A 15,911-nucleotide genomic window follows, 5' to 3' on the forward strand; every position below is an offset into this window, starting at 1 on the left:
TTACCATTTGCCTTCGCTAAACAGGCGCTGGATATGTGCCCAAAGTCGTTTTAACCCCTTGGGTTTGTTGTGTTTGCGGCGTTTCGGCCATTTGCGGGTCGGATCTGGCAAGCGGCGTTCTCCGCCCAGATCAATGGTGGCGGGTTCGCTTAAAATCACGCAATAATAGCCCAGTTCCCGGTAGGTGCAGCTGATATCCGGTTCATTGGTGAAACGAGCATATCCGCCAATGCGATCATAATCGCTTTTGCGCTTTAAGGCCGGGCGGAAAGAGAAATAGCCCCAATCCCAACCTTCGGCAACTCTGATTTTTTCAAAGCTGGCGCCGTCGATTGTTGTCGGGTCAACAAATTGAAACAGTTCGACACTGTCGGTGGCCCCGTTTGCGCTTTCTTTGCTTTCCAGAAAGGCCTGCATAATGTTGGGATCATGTTCCAAAATGGCAATGGATTCTTCAATAAAACCGGAACGCATGAATTCCCAGTCATCTTCGCAATGGAAAATATAGGGTGTATCGACTGTCGCATAGGCATCTACAATGGATTTAATCTGGCCTTTTTTGGTCTCGTTCGCCCAGATTTCGTAGCGATCACCAAACAATTCGCGAACTTGACGATAGACTTCTTCGTCGCATGAATCTTCTGTGATAATGCCGCGTTTGATGGGGTAGGTATTGAATTTCTCAAATGTTTCGATTGTCGTTTTCAACAGATCGACGCGACCACAACTGGTCAAGATGAAAGTAACTTCAGGCTTGCTCATGCTTCCCTACCCGTATGTGACAAGACACCTTCTTGTAACAGGTTTATTTCTTGAGACAAACCATAAAGAATCGTTTAAAGGGCAGAAGGGTTTTGCCGTCAGAAAGTGCGGGATAAGCCCGTGCAATATGGTCCCGATGACATTACCGGGACCGCATCCCAATCACAATGGTTTGCGGGTTCCATTGCGCCATTAGATTTCCTTGGGTTGTGGCAGCACAAGGCGGAACGTGGTGCCTTGTGCACCGGTTTGTTGCAGGGTTAAATCACCGCCATGTGCGTGCATGATGTCACGTGCAATGACCAGTCCCAGCCCGGTCCCTCCGCGCCGTGCTGATCCGGCGAAGGGTTTGAACAGATTGGTTTTGGCCTTGTTGGGCAGGCCGGGGCCATTGTCGATGACATCAATGCTGCTGTTTTCGTTTGTCAGTTCCACATGGGTGGCCCCCATTTGCAGGGCATTGCGCACCAGATTGACAAGCACGCGGCGCAATTGGGTTGTATCACCTTCGGCCTCAGCCAGTTCGTCGACATGGTTTTCCACCTGCGTGGTTTCGTCATGCAGGTCTGCCACATGGGCAATCACTTCATCGACCAGATCGTGCAGGTAAAAAAGTTCTTTATCCAGTCTGGGGGTGGAATTTGCGACATAATCCATCGTCTGAGCACAAAGGTCGATGGCTTGATCAACGGTTTGACACAGTTGTGGGGCCAGTTTCTGGACTTTTTCATCCGTACTGCCTGCGATTTGATCGGACATCAACATGGCTTTGGACAGGCTGTTGCGCAGATCATGGTTGATCTTGGCAACAGCTGATCCGATAGAAGCCAGCCGGTCTTTTTGGCGCAGCAGTTTTCGCAATTCACCTTGCATGGCGTGAAGTTCGGCTTCCGTTTGGCCAATTTCATCATAGCGATTAGACGGGATGATAATTGTGTTTTCATCTTCGGGGTTCTCGCGAAAATCTGCCATATTGCGGGCCAACTTGCGAATTGGGCGCACCAGAAGACCATGCAGGCTGATATAGACCAATACCCCGGTAATCAAGGATATCACCAGCGACAGATTGAGAATACGCCGTGAATAATCTGCCATTTCCATGCGCAAGGGGGCTTCATCCAAAATAACCTCGATGCTCACCTCGGCGTTGCGCGGACTGGGGCCTTTAATGCGTAAAATTCGATTTTCCTTTTGAAACAAGGTCTCAAAGGCATCCATGACCATAGGGATCCAGCTTTGATCGGCCATGTTGATGTTCAAATCGGTTTTGGGCGGCATATCCTTGGATAAAACCAACATACGTTTATGACCTTCCACCAACACAATCCCGTAAGCTTCGGCATGTTTGAGAAGAAGGTCACGTAATTCATCATTGACCATTTTATCCGGTGCAGCTTCCAGTGATAAAACGGCCAAATGCGCCTTTTCCATATGATCCAGCAGATAGACTTTGCGATAACGCGCAATCGACGGGATATAGATAAAGGCCTCAGCCAGCAGGATGAAAATCGCCGTCAGGATCAAAAGTCGGGCCGAGAGGCCAAGGTTTATGGCACGTGAATTCTGCATAGTTTCAATTTACCCGAAACGCAGCAGAAAGCGGACAAACTTTTTGGTCTTCTCGCTGAATAAAGAGGGGGTAAAGAAACTGCCCGCCGCCCGTTTGGAGACTTCGCCCAACGTGGGATAGGGTGCAATCATGGAAGCAATTGCCCCGATTTTTAGTTTTTGACCAATCGCGAGCACCCAAACTTGAATGAGTTCCCCTGCACTTGGCCCGACAATGGAAGCGCCTAAGATCCGCCCTTTCTTGGTGGTGATGACCTTGATTAATCCGTGTGTTTTGCCTTCTGTGCGGGCGCGGTCATTTTCGCTGAAAGGCCAACGCAGGATGCGGATCTCGTCATGTTCTTTGCGTGCGGCGTCTTCATTTAAACCGACACTGGCAAGTTCGGGGTTGCAATAGGTGACCCACGCCAAAGCATTGTAGTCAGCTTTGGCAGGTAGCCTGAACAAGGCATTTCGAATGATAATACCTGCGTCGTATCCGGCTTTGTGAGTAAATTGCAAACCGCCGGTCACATCACCAATGGCGAATATTTTTTTATTGCTGGTTCGCAGGCGCTCATCAATGCGAATGCCATGATTGTCATAAGCGACATTTGCGGCTTTCAGATCAAGACTATCTGCATTGACTTGACGACCGGTGGCGACCAACAGGTGGGATCCTGTGTAAATCTCGTCCCCTGTTTTGACGACGATTTCGTCGTTCAGTTGGGTGATGCTTTCAACCGATGTCTGTTCAACGATATGAATACCGTCTTGTTGCAGGCGGGTGCGGACAAAATCCACCAGTTCGGGATCATCCTTGGGCATCATGTGGGAACGGATTAAAATGGTGACGTCTGCCCCCAATTGGCGATGGGCTTGTGCCATTTCAATACCGATGGGGCCGCCGCCTAAAATAATCAGATGTTTTGGTGTTTCTGTCAGATTGAAGATGGTTTCGTTGGTCAGGTAATCAACCTCGTCCAATCCATCAATCGGCGGGATAAAGGGGCGCGACCCTGTGGCAATCACAAACCGTTTGGCTTGGACGGTTTTACCATCGGCACTTAATGTTTGCGGGCCAATAAAGCGGGCGGCCCCTTGAATGACTTGTACGCCCATGCCTTCAAATCGTTCAACGGAATCATGGGGCGCGATACCATTGATAACACCGTGGACATAATCATGGACTTTTTGGGGATCAATGGCGTTTAAGGTGGCATCAGTGCCGAATGTACCTGCCTCGCGGACATGCTGGGCGGCATGTGCTGCCCCCAGCAGAGCTTTGGAGGGAACGCAACCATAATTCAGGCAATCGCCCCCCATCTTGGCTTTTTCAATCAGAACAACCTTAGCCCCCATTTGCGAAGCCCCTGCGGCAACTGACAACCCACCGGACCCGCCGCCGATGACGCAAATATCGGTTTTGATAATCTCGCTCATTGTGCTCTCCGATTTTTAATTTTTTTGTAGACTACAGGGACCATTGCCAATGCAGCAAGGCCGATAATGGGGGTAAGGATTTGCGGGCTGAAAATAATGCTTAAATCCGGTGTGTTACCCGCATCAAAGACAGCACCCAATCCACTGCCGACAGACGCATAGACAAAGGCACCGGGAATGATGCCAAAGAACGTACCGATGATATAAGTGCGCAACTTAACCCCCAAAAGGGCGGGAACAAGATTAACCAGCCAGAAGGGAAACAAGGGGACAAGGCGTAAAACCAGCATGTAGCTCAGCGCATCTTCCTGAAAGCCTTTTTCCATACGGTTTAACGATTTGCCGACTTTGGCATGGAAAAAATCATAAAGGGCATAACGGGCCAGCAGAAAAATACCAATGGCCCCGGCCGTGGCCCCCAGGACAATATATAAGGTGGCCTCAACTGTCCCGAACAGAAACCCACCGCTTAAGGATAACCAGATTGCACCGGGCAGAGAAAACATAACAGCGATATGGTAGGCCAGAATAAAGCCGAGAATCGCCAGAATATAATGTTCCTGCGTCCAGTCTAAAATGGCTTGGCGATTGTCGCGCAAGGTATCAAAAGAAAGATAATCCGCACCGCCAAAGACAAAAAAGGCCATGAACCCGCTTGCGATAATCAGCAAAGGGATGATGTGAAGCTTTTTCTTTTTTGAAGGAGGTGGGTTTTCTATTGTGTTCATTCTGATCGGCGCAGTCATTTGTGTTTCCTTGGGCTTGTTCTCTTGTCTCCTATTCTAGCGTTCTTTACAAGTGGGGCCAGTCACGCTTGCGTGAGGGGGATGTGATTGGCGGTTGAATTTTGAAATTCAAATGTTGTTCTGTTTTAAAATACGATTATTGAACGTAAAATAATCGATGGTATGATTTCTGTCTGGACCGCCGTTTTCTTTCCCATTACAAACATGGCATGAACACAAAATCGCCAAACGTTTATAGCATTTCGCCTCATGTATCCTTTGCGGATGCGTTGGTTCATGGCGTCATGGAAAAATTTGGGGAAAGGCCGGAAACCTTGTCCCAAGTCACATTGTTGTTACCGACGCGGCGGGCCTGTCGCACGGTGCGCGATGCTTTTTTGCGCTATGGCGACGGCAAGGCTATGTTGTTGCCACGTATGCAGCCGATTGGTGATCTGGATGAAGATGAACTGGCCTTGACCGGCTGGCAGGATATCGGTGGTTTAAATGCGATTAATCCCGCCATCGCACCCTTGCGCCGCCAAATTCTTTTGACCCGTTTGATCCTTGGTTTTGAAAAAGAAAAAACGACCGCTGATCAGGCCGCACAATTGGCAAATGAATTGGCAAGCCTGCTGGATCAAGTCCATACCGAGGGGCTGAATTTCACCGACTTACAAAGCCTTGTGCCGGAAGATTATTCGGAACATTGGAATATCACCCTCGATTTTCTGAAGATTTTGACGGAACACTGGCCGTCTATTTTAGAAAGCGAAGGGGTGTTGGACCCGGCGCAACGGCGCAATCGCCTGTTGGCCGCACAGCGTCAGGTGTGGGAAAAGACCCCGGCAAAACATCCGGTCATTGCCGCCGGTTCAACTGCGTCTATTCCGGCGGTGGCGGACTTGCTGGCCTGTGTGGCCCGTATGGAAAACGGCATGGTGGTTTTGCCGGGCCTTGATCGGTTTATGGCAGATGATGACTGGGATAATCTTGATCCCAACCACCCGCAATATGGATTGCGTCAGTTGTTGCGCCGTATGCGCACGGCCCCGCAAGAAGTCCGTGATTGGGGGGGGGTTGCCTTATCCGGGGCACATCCCTTGCGCGCCCGTTTGTTAAGCGAAGCCATGTTACCCGCTGCCAGCACCGATAAATGGCGAACCATGACCCATCCCGCCAATGGTCTTTTGGCCGGGGTGGAACGTCTGGATTGCCCAACCCCGTTTGAAGAAGCCGGCGCCATTGCCCTGATGTTGCGAAACGAGCTGGAATTTGCAGGCAACACAGCCGCCCTTGTTACCCCGGATCGGAATTTGGCGCGCCGTGTCGCGTCTGAATTGCGTCGATGGCAGATTGAGATTGATGATTCGGCCGGTATTCCGTTGCAACATAGTCCTGTCGGGGCTTTTTTGCGTTTACTGGCCCAATGTGTTGCGGATGATTTTGCCCCTGTTGCCTTGTTGGCCCTGTGTAAACACCCCTTTAGTGCCGCCGGGATGGACAGCAAGGTTTTTCGCCGTCAGGTGCGACGGTTGGAACTTTATAGTCTGCGTGGCCCCCGTCCGACAGGCGGGCTGAGCGGTTTGCGCAGTGCCTTGGAAAAACGCGAAGCCGATTGGCGCAAACGTACAAAGCGTCTCAGTGTGTATCAGAAAAAGATCTTGGATGAACTAAATGGTTTGCTGGATGCGCTGGACAAGGCCTTTCATCCGTTTAACAAAGTGATGAAGCGCAAAAAAACCGATATCCTGAAACTGGTGGAAAGCCATATCCGGGCCGCTGAACAAATGGCCAGTATAGATGTGGAAACAGGTGCGCAGCGCCTATGGGCCGGGGAAGCGGGTGAAACGTGTGCCGATTTTATCAGTGAATTGATTGAGGCCGCAAACGGGTTTGGCGAACTCGATTGTGCCAGCTACCCTGCCCTGTTTGATGCGTTGTTGGCGGGCCGGGCCGTTCGTCCCAAATTCGGGGCGCATCCGCGTCTGTCGATCCTAGGGTTGTTCGAGGCCCGTTTGCAGCAGTTTGACCTTGTCGTGCTGGCTGGATTAAACGAAGGAACATGGCCGCCCGATACCACCGCAAGTCCGTGGATGAGCCGCCCGATGATGCGCGATTTCGGCTTGCCGCTGCCGGAATTCCATATCGGGCAAACCGCCCACGATTTCGCCCAGCATTTTTGCGCCCCGCGTGTGGTGATTACGCGTTCTGAGCGTGTCGATGGCACACCGACGGTGCGTTCACGCTGGTTGCGTCGTCTGGAAAATAGACTAAGCGGGACGGAACTGGCAGAGGATTTCAAAGGCAATGCAGGTTGGCTTTCTATGCAGGCTGCCCTTGATTATGTAGCAAAAATTCAGGCAGTTGCTCCGCCCGCCCCGCGCCCGCCGGTGAGTGCGCGTCCGCGTCATCTGTATGTAACGCGTGTTGAGGAATGGATGCGTGATCCATATGGCCTGTATGCCAAAGAAATATTAAAAATCAGGAAACTAGACCCGATTGATGCCGATCCCGGCGCGGCAGATTATGGTAATATTATACATGAATCATTAGAAAAATTTATGGATAAATACCCGCGTGACCTACCGGATAATGCAGTAGAAGAACTGCGTGCGATCGGGCGTGAAGTTTTTGGTGCAGAACTGGAAAACCCCGGTATCTGGGCGTTCTGGTGGCCCCGGTTTGAACGGATTTGTGATTGGTTTGTGGCACAGGAACAGGATCGTCGGGCCTTGATTGCCAAAAGTTATAGCGAGATTGAAGGCGGCCTGACGTTTGAGGCGCCGGCTGGCCCCTTTACCATTTCTGCCAAGGCGGATCGGGTTGATCTGTTCAAGGATGGGGAAATCGCCATTATTGATTATAAAACCGGGGTCCCGCCCACCAAAAAAGAGGTGGAAGCCGGGTTTGCTCCGCAATTGCCGTTGGAAGCCGCGATTGCAATGGCAGGCGGGTTTGAGCAGTTTGGCCCGCGCGATGTAAAAGAATTGGAATTCTGGCGTTTACGTGGCGCACAAGAAGCCGGTAAACGCCAAGCGGCAACCGATAATCCGGCGCAGACGGCGGCGGATGCATTGGAAGGCTTGCAAGGACTGGTCGCGGCCTATGACCGGATTGAAGCGCCCTATGGATCGCGGCCCAATCCTGAAAATGCCCCAAAATATTCTGACTATGAACATCTGGCCCGCATCAAGGAATGGTCCACCGCCGCGCAGGAGGGAGAGGAATGAGCGATCTTCTGGATCCCAATGTCGTGCAGCGCCAAGCATCTGACCCAAAGGCATCCGTCTGGGTGGCGGCGAATGCGGGGACCGGCAAAACCAAGGTTTTAACCGATCGTGTGTTGTCATTGATGGTGACGGGAACCAAACCCCATCATATTTTGTGTCTGACCTTTACCAAGGCGGCTGCGGCTGAAATGTCCAACCGGATTGCCGATAAGCTGGGGCAATGGTCGGTGATGCCGGATGCTGATTTGCGTGCAACACTGGGGGAATTGTTAAGCCGTAGCCCGAGTGAAGGCGAATTTGTGCTTGCCCGTCAATTGTTTGCTCATGTGCTGGATGCACCGGGAGGCATGCAAATTCAGACCATTCACGCCTTTTGTCAGTCTTTGTTGCGCCGTTTTCCACTGGAAGCCGGATTGGCCCCGCATTTTCAGGTCATGGATGAACGCAATGCGGCGGAATTACTGAAAAAAGCGCAAGACGAGGTCATGCTGGATGCCCGATTGGGCCGCACGCCGGAACTGTATGATGCCTTGCGTCTTGTTACCTCGCAAATTCACGAAACGGCCTTTCCTGAATTGATCGGGGCATTGGCGGGGGCACGTGGTCGATTGCGCCGGGTGTTAGATCATCATGGTGGGGTGCGCAAACTGGTGGCGGTTCTGGCGGATCGGATGGACCTGCAACCCGGTGATACACCGTTGCGCATTGTGGATCAGGCCTGTGATCAACATAGTTTCGATGCATTGGGTCTGCGCGTTGCGATGGAGGCTTTGCTCAATGGCAGCAAGGGCGATATGGAACGCGGGCAAATGCTGGCAAAATGGCTGAGTTCCACACAAACCGAGCGTTTGGCGTTTTTTGAGGCTTATCGCGATGCTTTCCTGACAGGAAAAGGGGAACTGCGCAAAACTTTGATCACCAAAGGGGCAGCGGCGGATAGCTTAGGGGCCATTGATGTCCTGACGGTGGAAGGCGAACGGATGTTGCGCACCGCACGAAAAGTGCGTGCGGCGGTGACCTTGCAATCCACCCATGCCTTGTTGCGGATCGGCAAATCCCTGCTGGATTCCTATGATCGGCAAAAACGAAACCAAGCGGTGCTGGATTACGATGATTTGATCCTGAAAACCCGTGATTTATTGACCCATGAGTCAGTGCCGTGGGTTTTATATAAGCTGGATGGGGGCATCGAACATGTTTTGGTCGATGAAGCCCAAGATACCAACCCGGACCAATGGCGGGTGATTGAAGCCTTAACACAGGAATTTTTCGTCGGTGACGGAGTCCATGATGGGGAAAACCCCCGGACAATCTTCGCCGTGGGGGATGTAAAACAGTCGATCTACAGTTTCCAAGGGGCTGATCCGGCAGAATTTGACCGGATGAAACATCTCTTTGCTGATCAGGTTCCGAAATCACAACGTATCTGGCGCGAAGTGCCCATGACCATGTCGTTTCGATCGACACGGGCGGTGTTGCAAGCTGTTGATGCGATTTTTAAAGACCCAAGCGTGGCGCAAGGTGTCGAAATTGATGATGCCATTCGACATGATGCGTGGCGTCAAAGTGATGGCGGACTGGTGGAAATCTGGCCGCCGATCCGCCCGAGTGCCGCCACACCGGCGCAACCGTGGAAACCCCCGGTGGAACGGCTGCAAGTCGATAGTCCACGTGCCCGTCTTGCCAAATTAATCGCCAAGCGCATTCAAAAAATGGTTCTGTCACATGAGTTGTTGGAAGCCAAAGGCCGTCCCATCCAGCCCGGTGATATTATGGTACTGGTGCGCAGGCGCAGCGGTTTTGTCGAAGAACTGGTACGCGCCTTGAAAGAACTGGATATCGCGGTGGCTGGGGTTGACCGGATGGTTTTGGGCGAACAAATCGCGGTGATGGATCTGGTGGCGTTGGGGCGGTTTTTGCTGCAACCCGATGATGATTTGCAATTGGCTTGTGTCTTGAAAGGACCGTTGCTGGGCCTGAGCGACGAAGACCTGTTTGATCTTGCCTATAAACGTCCGGGCAGTTTGTGGTCGGCTTTGCGTGATAAGGCTAAAAGCGATTTGCGTTTCCATACAGCGCATAATTATTTGGCGGATTTGATGGCGCGTACCGACTATGTCCGTCCGTTTGAATTGTTTACTTATGTGCTGACGGCGCTGGGCGGGCGGCGCAAGTTGATTGCCCGTTTGGGGGTGGAAGCCGAAGACCCGATCAATGAATTTCTGGATTTGGCCCTGAATTTTGAACGTAGCCATGCTCCTGCACTGGAAAGTTTTCTGGCATGGTTGGAAACAGGGGATACAGAAGTCAAACGGGATCTGGAACAGGCCAGCCAGAATGCGGTACGGGTGATGACGGTACATGGGGCGAAAGGTCTGCAAGCGCCCATCGTCTTTATGCCCGATACCATGCAGGTGCCCAGCAAAGGATCAAAACTGTTGTGGCCCTTTGATAAAGAAATGGGAACCGAGCTGTTTATCTGGCCGCCGAAAGCGGAATTTTTTGAAGAGATTGCAAGTGCTGAAAAAGACCGCCTTGCCCAGAAACAGGATGAGGAATACCGTCGTCTGTTGTATGTCGCGCTGACGCGGGCTGAAGATCGGCTTTATATCTGTGGATGGGAAACCAAACGGGCGGCCCCGGCGCACTGTTGGTATAATCTGGCCCGCGAAGGCTTGAAAGAGGTTGCGGACAAGCTGGATGATGCGTTCCTTGAATCGTGTGACGAAATCGATGAAAGCGAGATTTTGCGTCTGGTTTGTGCACAGGAAAAAGAAGCCAAAGTGGAAAAAGGACCGGACCGCCTGAATGTGGTGATCGAATCTTTGCCACCTTGGGCACGAAGCAATCCCAAATCGGAACCCAGCCCGCCCCGTCCCCTTGCCCCGTCCCGCCCAACCGAGATGGAACCGGCAACGCGTTCGCCCTTAGGCGATGATCATGGTTATCGTTTCAAACGCGGGAATATCATTCACGCCCTGCTGCAAACCTTGCCGGAATTACCGGAAGGGGAGCGCGAAAAAGCCGCGCGTACCTATCTGGGAGGGGCTGCGCATGGCTTAAGCGTGGCACAGCAGGATGAGATTGCCTGTGAAACTTTGCGTGTTTTGTGTGATGATGATTTTGCGGATGTGTTTGCACCGGGATCACAGGCCGAGGTGCCGATTGTCGGGACGGTGAATGGACGGGTAATTTCTGCGCAGGTGGACCGACTCCTGATCGGGGAGCGTGAAGTTGTAATCGTTGATTACAAAACCAACCGCCCGCCGCCGCGTTCGGTTAAAAAAGTTCCGCAAATCTATATCAATCAGATGAAGGCCTATCGTGCGGCTTTGCAGGCAATTTATCCAGACAGATCGGTACGTTGTGTGTTGTTATGGACGGACACGCCAAGGCTGATGGAGATACCGGAAAATATGCTGGAATAGCTTTTTTATAGTTTCAGGTGACTTGACGCGCAGGCATGGCGACCTTAAATTCAGAGCCACGCTATTTTTTAAAGCCTTACCCAACTAGGATAAGACAATGACCAAAAAGATTACAGACGACAGCTTTGATGCAGATGTCGTAAATTCCGATAAACCCGTTCTGGTCGATTTCTGGGCCGAATGGTGTGGCCCGTGTAAACAGATTGCACCGGCACTGGAAGAACTGTCCGACGAACTGGGCGGCAAAGTGACCATTGCGAAAATCAATATCGACGAAAACCCCGGTACACCGTCTAAGTTCGGTGTGCGCGGTATTCCGACATTGATGTTGTTCAAAGACGGTCAGGTTGCAGCCACTAAAATCGGCGCACTGCCCAAGAACAAATTGCAGGAATGGATCGAGTCTGTCCTTTAAGACAAACGCCGATAAAAATGCATAAAAAAGCCGCCGGGTATAATCACCGGCGTCTTTTTTAATTTCAGTGGTTTCAGTCAGTTACGCTTTCAGTTTGTAGCCTGTCTTGAACATGCGATAGGACAGGATCCATAAGAAGGTATTGACCCCGGCCATAACCAAAATACCCGTGAGGATATTACTGTCGGCATGACCGATAAACCCGGCACGGAAACCGTCGATCATGTAGAAAAACGGGTTTAAATGCGCAAGAAACTTACCCAGCTCCGGCAAACGTTCGATGGAATAAAAGGTGCCGGACAGGAAGGATAGCGGGGTCACCACAAAGTTGGTAACCGCTGCGATATGATCGAATTTCACCGACCAGACACCGCCAACAACTCCAAACAGGGACAGCATCAAGGCGCCCATGAAACCGTGATAAAGGACAAGGGCAGCATTTTCCATGCCCATCGGGACAAACAGGCTCATCACCGCAACAATCAAGGCCCCGATCACCAGCCCGCGGGTGGTGCCGCCCATTGCAAAGGCAAAGGTCAGCTCGTGCGCGGTCAAAGGTGGCATCAGGGTATCAACGATATTGCCCTGAACTTTGGCAATCAGAATGGAACTGGAAGTATTGGCAAAAGCATTTTGCGTAATGGCCATCATCACCAGACCGGGGGCGAGGAATTCCAAAAACGGAATGGACCCGATGTGTTCAACCGAGCGACCTAGCGCAAGGCTGAAAACAGCAAGGAATAAAAGGGTGGTGACCAGCGGGGCAAGCAAAGTCTGGGTATAGACTTTTAAGAAGCGGCGCACTTCGCGTGAATAAAGCGTCCACAGGCCCAGCCAGTTTCCGGCATTGGGATTGACTTCAGTGGGATGCATAAAGGATTCTCTTTTTGGCTAAATAAATTTATATTTGTTGTATCAGATAAATGACTGCATTCTAAGTGAGATATGTCACAAGATAAAAAAATTCCAAGGCCATTGACCAAAGAGTCTCTGCGTCACAAGGCGTTACGCTACATTGATCGTTTTGCCACATCGCGTGAAAATTTGCGCAATGTGTTAATGCGCCATGTCCAAACATCAAACTATTATCACGAGACTTCTATCCAAGACGGGATCGACTGGATTGAAGACTTGTTGAACAAGCTGGAAGCAGCAAATTTTATCAATGATGCCCGTTATGCCGAGGGACGCGCCGGCGCTTTGCATCGCAAAGGTACCTCTCAACGTGTGATCCGTATGAAGTTAATGGAAAAAGGCCTATCTGAGAACCATATCGCGCAGGCTTTGACGGCTTTGAAGGAAGAAACACAAAGCGAAAACTTGGAACGGGACGCTGCCCTCGCCCTTGCCAAACGGCGCAAGCTCGGCCCCTACCGTTTGCCAGAAAAACGCGAGGCTTATAAAGAAAAAGACCTCGCTGCAATGGCCCGCGCCGGTTTTTCCTACGACCTCGCCCGCGATATTATCGAGGCTGAAAGCGTGGAAGATTTCGAACGATAAGGACGCCACCCCCGCTTTGCAGGGATGGCGATCATGAGGACTTATTTAAACGTTGCCAGATAAGCGGCAACATCTTTGCGATCTTGTTCATCTTTCAGTTTGAACGTCATTTTGCTGCGGGTTGTGGCATCGCCGGTTTGGTCGCGCAGGAAATTGGTGGGGTTTTCAACATAGGTTGCAATCAGGCCTGTATCCCATGTGAGGTCAAGGGCTTGCATGCCTTTTGAATATTTGAAATCTGCAATGCTACCGGCCTTACGTCCGACCACACCAAACAGGTTCGGGCCGACTTTATTTTTGCCACCTTGTTCCGCCGTGTGGCAAGCTTTGCATTTTTTAAAAACAGTCTCGCCTTTTGTTGCATCACCACCGCTTATGGCATTGCTGAGAGAGGCGGCAGCACTTTTGGCGGCGTCGGAGGCTTTCCCGGCCAGTTCTTCGGCTTTGTCGGCAACTTTGCCGGCATCACGTTGCATGTTTTCCAGTGCTTCAGCCGGTGTCATATCAAGGTTTTTATCATCGCTTTCAGCTGTGGCAGCGGGTTCTTCCTTGGGGGCTGCTGGTGCCGGGGCGGGTGCTTTTGTGGTTTGTTCAACGGTTTTTGTTGGCGCGGGGTCTTTCTGTTCGGCCTTTTTGTCTTCGTCACCGCAGGCCGTCAGAATGAGGGCGGTTGTCAACAGAGCGGGCAGAGAGATAAGAGAACGCATAATTCTTTCCTTTGTCTATAGGGGGAGGATATTCATCGGAAATAAAGACTGTGCACGCTATGACGGCGCTCACAGGTTAACCATTTTAAATGAGATGTCAGACCAGAATATTCAGATAATAGCCGCGCGGGACATCGTCGCGCAAAGGCTCACCTGAGGCAAGCAGGCGTCGCAGGCGTTCAAGCGCACCGCGAATGTCGGGGCCGTCGCGGCGGGTCGTTTTGGCAATACGGACGCGTTCTTCCCGGTCTGCACCGTAAGAACCGCGATCACCGACGACCGGCTGGGTCGTTGACCCGGATATGCGAATATCTGAAGACATGCGCTTATTCTAACAGCTGTTATTGAAAATCGCCATACACGATTTAGGTGATATGGACGTATTCTGATGTTTTGTAAATGGCGGGTACCGTCTGTTGGTCCTTGACTTCCATAAACCGCCGTAGCGTCCATTCCACCGACGGGAACGCAAGATCATCCCACGGGATATCGGCCCAATCGAACAGGGCGACTTCCAGACTTTCGCTCCCGGCTTCAAAAAAGGGGCTTTGCATGGGGGCACGATGCATAATCATAACGTGACCAACCTGCGGAACCTCGTAAATACCGATAATATCCTGAATATCTACATCGACACCGGCTTCTTCTTTGGCTTCGCGGGCGGCGCCTTGGGCGACGGTTTCGTCCAGTTCCATAAATCCGGCGGGGAAAGTCCATTTGCCATAAGACGGTTCAATGGCACGTCGGCACAGCAGGAATTGATCTTCCCACGTGCAGACAGCACCGACAACGATGCGGGGATTGCGATAGTCGATAAATCCACAATCGGGGCAGACAAGGCGTTCGCGATCATCACCTGCCGGGATTTGTTTTATGCTGGGGCCTGTTAACTTTTGATTAGACATGAACGCATTTTGCCCTTTTGATGGTTTTAAGGCAATATGTGTTTGCAAATGCATATGAAGTTAGAAAACACGTTTGAAGTTAGAGAAAAAAAATTTATGTTTTTTAAAACAAATGAATCCCATCCCTTGCCCCATCATCCGTTTAAAGCTTGTATTGCGCCACGCCCCATCGGTTGGGTCAGCACGGCGAATCGGGATGGGGTCGGCAACGTTGCGCCCTTTAGTTTTTTTAATGGTATAGCGCAAAATCCACCTCAGCTAATGATTGCGATTAATGGAAAATCGCCTCATGCAGAACGCAAAGATACCTTACAAAACATTGAAAATACAAAAGAATTTGTTGTAAATATTGCAACGTATGACTTGAAGGATGAGATGTTTCGCACGGCCGCACCTGAACACCCTGACATGGATGAAGCGGAGCTCGCAGGTCTGGAGATGATTCCCTCCACCTTAATTAAACCGAAAAGAATTAAAAAATCACCGATTCATCTGGAATGTGTTTTGACCGAAATTATCCCGCTTTTGTGTGATCACGAGTCAGAACGTAACACCGCAATCTTTGGACATGTGGTTGGCATTCATATTGATGACGGGGTTTTGGTGGATGGTAAAGTTGACTTGAAAAAGGTCAATCCGATCTCGCGATTGGGCTATAAAGATTACGCAACTCTGGGCGATATCTTCCAATTAGATGCACCTTGGCGTAAGGGATGAAGATGAGGATACAAATGTATCCATACAAAAATTTTCTTGTCAGATTTTCTTTTTTTCGACAAGGTAGGCACCTTCAAACAACTTACGGCATTATTTAGAGAGCTTTAAAGTCATGGCATACGATTCAAACAACATTTTCGCGAAAATTTTACGCGGCGAAATCCCTTGTGAGAAAGTGTATGAAAACGACTATGCGCTTGCTTTTAAAGATATTGCCCCGCAAGCCCCTGTACATACTTTGGTCATCCCAAAAGGCGCCTATGTCAGTTTTGATGATTTCAGCGCCAATGCGTCCGACGTGGAAATTGCCGGATATATCCGCGCAATCGGTGTGGTGGCCCGCGAAGCCGGTGTGGTGGAAAGCGGTTATCGCATTCTATCGAACATCGGCGAAGATGGCGGACAGGAAGTCCCACATCTGCATGTTCACATCTTTGGTGGTCGACGTCTCGGCACGATGGTCAAACCAGCAAACAAATCATAAGATTCCTTTGTTTTTTTCAGGGGATCTTCCCCTGAAAGATAAAA

14 protein-coding genes are annotated in these 15,911 nt (G+C 50.9%); 6 read left to right on the top strand and 8 right to left on the bottom strand.

The window, feature by feature from the left end; translation table 11 throughout:
- From ACN0VA_RS02655 to ACN0VA_RS02670, 4 genes are all read right to left on the bottom strand, one after another.
- On the bottom strand, positions 1-762 hold the full coding sequence (locus ACN0VA_RS02655; RefSeq protein ID WP_417819641.1) for a hypothetical protein: 762 nt from the start codon (positions 760-762) through the stop codon (positions 1-3).
- Between the two features lie 192 nt (positions 763-954).
- Complete coding sequence (locus ACN0VA_RS02660) at positions 955-2,331, bottom strand: sensor histidine kinase (RefSeq protein WP_417819642.1); 1,377 nt, start codon at positions 2,329-2,331, stop codon at positions 955-957.
- Between the two features lie 9 nt (positions 2,332-2,340).
- On the bottom strand, positions 2,341-3,753 hold the full coding sequence (locus tag ACN0VA_RS02665) for a dihydrolipoyl dehydrogenase family protein (RefSeq protein WP_417819643.1): 1,413 nt from the start codon (positions 3,751-3,753) through the stop codon (positions 2,341-2,343).
- Positions 3,750-4,499 (bottom strand): TVP38/TMEM64 family protein, encoded by a 750-nt coding sequence (locus ACN0VA_RS02670; protein WP_417819644.1) that lies wholly within the window; start codon positions 4,497-4,499, stop codon positions 3,750-3,752. Before ACN0VA_RS02670 ends, ACN0VA_RS02665 begins: the two co-directional genes overlap by 4 nt.
- Positions 4,500-4,708: 209 nt before the next feature.
- Between ACN0VA_RS02670 and addB the strand changes: the two genes are divergently transcribed.
- The 3 genes from addB (at position 4,709) to trxA (ending at position 11,554) form a co-directional block, all read left to right on the top strand.
- Positions 4,709-7,711: a double-strand break repair protein AddB gene (gene addB / locus ACN0VA_RS02675; RefSeq protein WP_417819645.1), complete on the top strand. Its 3,003-nt coding sequence runs from the start codon at positions 4,709-4,711 to the stop codon at positions 7,709-7,711.
- The gene (gene addA, locus ACN0VA_RS02680) at positions 7,708-11,139 is read left to right on the top strand and encodes a double-strand break repair helicase AddA (RefSeq protein WP_417819646.1); all 3,432 of its coding nucleotides are present in this window, start codon (positions 7,708-7,710) and stop codon (positions 11,137-11,139) included. Before addB ends, addA begins: the two co-directional genes overlap by 4 nt.
- A 97-nt stretch (positions 11,140-11,236) precedes the next feature.
- Positions 11,237-11,554, top strand: a complete 318-nt coding sequence (gene trxA, locus ACN0VA_RS02685) for a thioredoxin TrxA (RefSeq protein ID WP_188665181.1) — start codon at positions 11,237-11,239, stop codon at positions 11,552-11,554.
- 81 nt (positions 11,555-11,635) lie between these two features.
- On the opposite strand, the gene ACN0VA_RS02690 is transcribed toward trxA, so the two are convergent.
- Positions 11,636-12,427, bottom strand: a complete 792-nt coding sequence (locus ACN0VA_RS02690; RefSeq protein ID WP_417819647.1) for an ABC transporter permease — start codon at positions 12,425-12,427, stop codon at positions 11,636-11,638.
- A gap of 72 nt (positions 12,428-12,499) precedes the next feature.
- On the opposite strand from ACN0VA_RS02690, the gene ACN0VA_RS02695 reads away from it, so the two are divergent.
- Positions 12,500-13,054 (top strand): regulatory protein RecX, encoded by a 555-nt coding sequence (locus ACN0VA_RS02695; RefSeq protein ID WP_417819648.1) that lies wholly within the window; start codon positions 12,500-12,502, stop codon positions 13,052-13,054.
- Between the two features lie 41 nt (positions 13,055-13,095).
- Here ACN0VA_RS02695 and ACN0VA_RS02700 read toward each other — a convergent pair whose 3' ends face one another.
- The 3 genes from ACN0VA_RS02700 to ACN0VA_RS02710 form a co-directional block, all read right to left on the bottom strand.
- Complete coding sequence (locus ACN0VA_RS02700) at positions 13,096-13,761, bottom strand: c-type cytochrome (protein ID WP_417819649.1); 666 nt, start codon at positions 13,759-13,761, stop codon at positions 13,096-13,098.
- 97 nt (positions 13,762-13,858) lie between these two features.
- Entirely contained in the window at positions 13,859-14,083 is a 225-nt protein-coding gene (locus ACN0VA_RS02705; protein ID WP_188665187.1) for a hypothetical protein, read from the bottom strand.
- Positions 14,084-14,126: 43 nt separating this feature from the next.
- On the bottom strand, positions 14,127-14,666 hold the full coding sequence (locus ACN0VA_RS02710) for an NUDIX domain-containing protein (RefSeq protein WP_417819650.1): 540 nt from the start codon (positions 14,664-14,666) through the stop codon (positions 14,127-14,129).
- A 36-nt stretch (positions 14,667-14,702) separates the two neighbouring features.
- Here ACN0VA_RS02710 and ACN0VA_RS02715 point away from each other — a divergent pair, with 36 nt between their 5' ends.
- Both ACN0VA_RS02715 and ACN0VA_RS02720 read left to right on the top strand, forming a co-directional pair.
- Entirely contained in the window at positions 14,703-15,383 is a 681-nt protein-coding gene (locus tag ACN0VA_RS02715; RefSeq protein ID WP_417819651.1) for a flavin reductase family protein, read from the top strand.
- A 112-nt stretch (positions 15,384-15,495) separates the two neighbouring features.
- Complete coding sequence (locus ACN0VA_RS02720; RefSeq protein WP_417819652.1) at positions 15,496-15,867, top strand: histidine triad nucleotide-binding protein; 372 nt, start codon at positions 15,496-15,498, stop codon at positions 15,865-15,867.
- Positions 15,868-15,911 lie beyond the last annotated feature (44 nt).

Source organism: Terasakiella sp., assembly GCF_048267425.1.
Classification (GTDB): Bacteria; Pseudomonadota; Alphaproteobacteria; order Rhodospirillales; family Terasakiellaceae; genus Terasakiella.

What these genes read in the sequence shown, in the direction of transcription:
- ACN0VA_RS02655 (WP_417819641.1), bottom strand. Translation starts at nt 762, where the DNA reads ATGAGCAAGCCTGAAGTTACTTTCATCTTGACCAGTTGTGGTCGCGTC.
- ACN0VA_RS02660 (WP_417819642.1), bottom strand. Translation starts at nt 2,331, where the DNA reads ATGCAGAATTCACGTGCCATAAACCTTGGCCTCTCGGCCCGACTTTTG.
- ACN0VA_RS02665 (WP_417819643.1), bottom strand. Translation starts at nt 3,753, where the DNA reads ATGAGCGAGATTATCAAAACCGATATTTGCGTCATCGGCGGCGGGTCC.
- ACN0VA_RS02670 (WP_417819644.1), bottom strand. Translation starts at nt 4,499, where the DNA reads ATGACTGCGCCGATCAGAATGAACACAATAGAAAACCCACCTCCTTCA.
- addB (WP_417819645.1), top strand. Translation starts at nt 4,709, where the DNA reads ATGAACACAAAATCGCCAAACGTTTATAGCATTTCGCCTCATGTATCC.
- addA (WP_417819646.1), top strand. Translation starts at nt 7,708, where the DNA reads ATGAGCGATCTTCTGGATCCCAATGTCGTGCAGCGCCAAGCATCTGAC.
- trxA (WP_188665181.1), top strand. Translation starts at nt 11,237, where the DNA reads ATGACCAAAAAGATTACAGACGACAGCTTTGATGCAGATGTCGTAAAT.
- ACN0VA_RS02690 (WP_417819647.1), bottom strand. Translation starts at nt 12,427, where the DNA reads ATGCATCCCACTGAAGTCAATCCCAATGCCGGAAACTGGCTGGGCCTG.
- ACN0VA_RS02695 (WP_417819648.1), top strand. Translation starts at nt 12,500, where the DNA reads ATGTCACAAGATAAAAAAATTCCAAGGCCATTGACCAAAGAGTCTCTG.
- ACN0VA_RS02700 (WP_417819649.1), bottom strand. Translation starts at nt 13,761, where the DNA reads ATGCGTTCTCTTATCTCTCTGCCCGCTCTGTTGACAACCGCCCTCATT.
- ACN0VA_RS02705 (WP_188665187.1), bottom strand. Translation starts at nt 14,083, where the DNA reads ATGTCTTCAGATATTCGCATATCCGGGTCAACGACCCAGCCGGTCGTC.
- ACN0VA_RS02710 (WP_417819650.1), bottom strand. Translation starts at nt 14,666, where the DNA reads ATGTCTAATCAAAAGTTAACAGGCCCCAGCATAAAACAAATCCCGGCA.
- ACN0VA_RS02715 (WP_417819651.1), top strand. Translation starts at nt 14,703, where the DNA reads ATGTGTTTGCAAATGCATATGAAGTTAGAAAACACGTTTGAAGTTAGA.
- ACN0VA_RS02720 (WP_417819652.1), top strand. Translation starts at nt 15,496, where the DNA reads ATGGCATACGATTCAAACAACATTTTCGCGAAAATTTTACGCGGCGAA.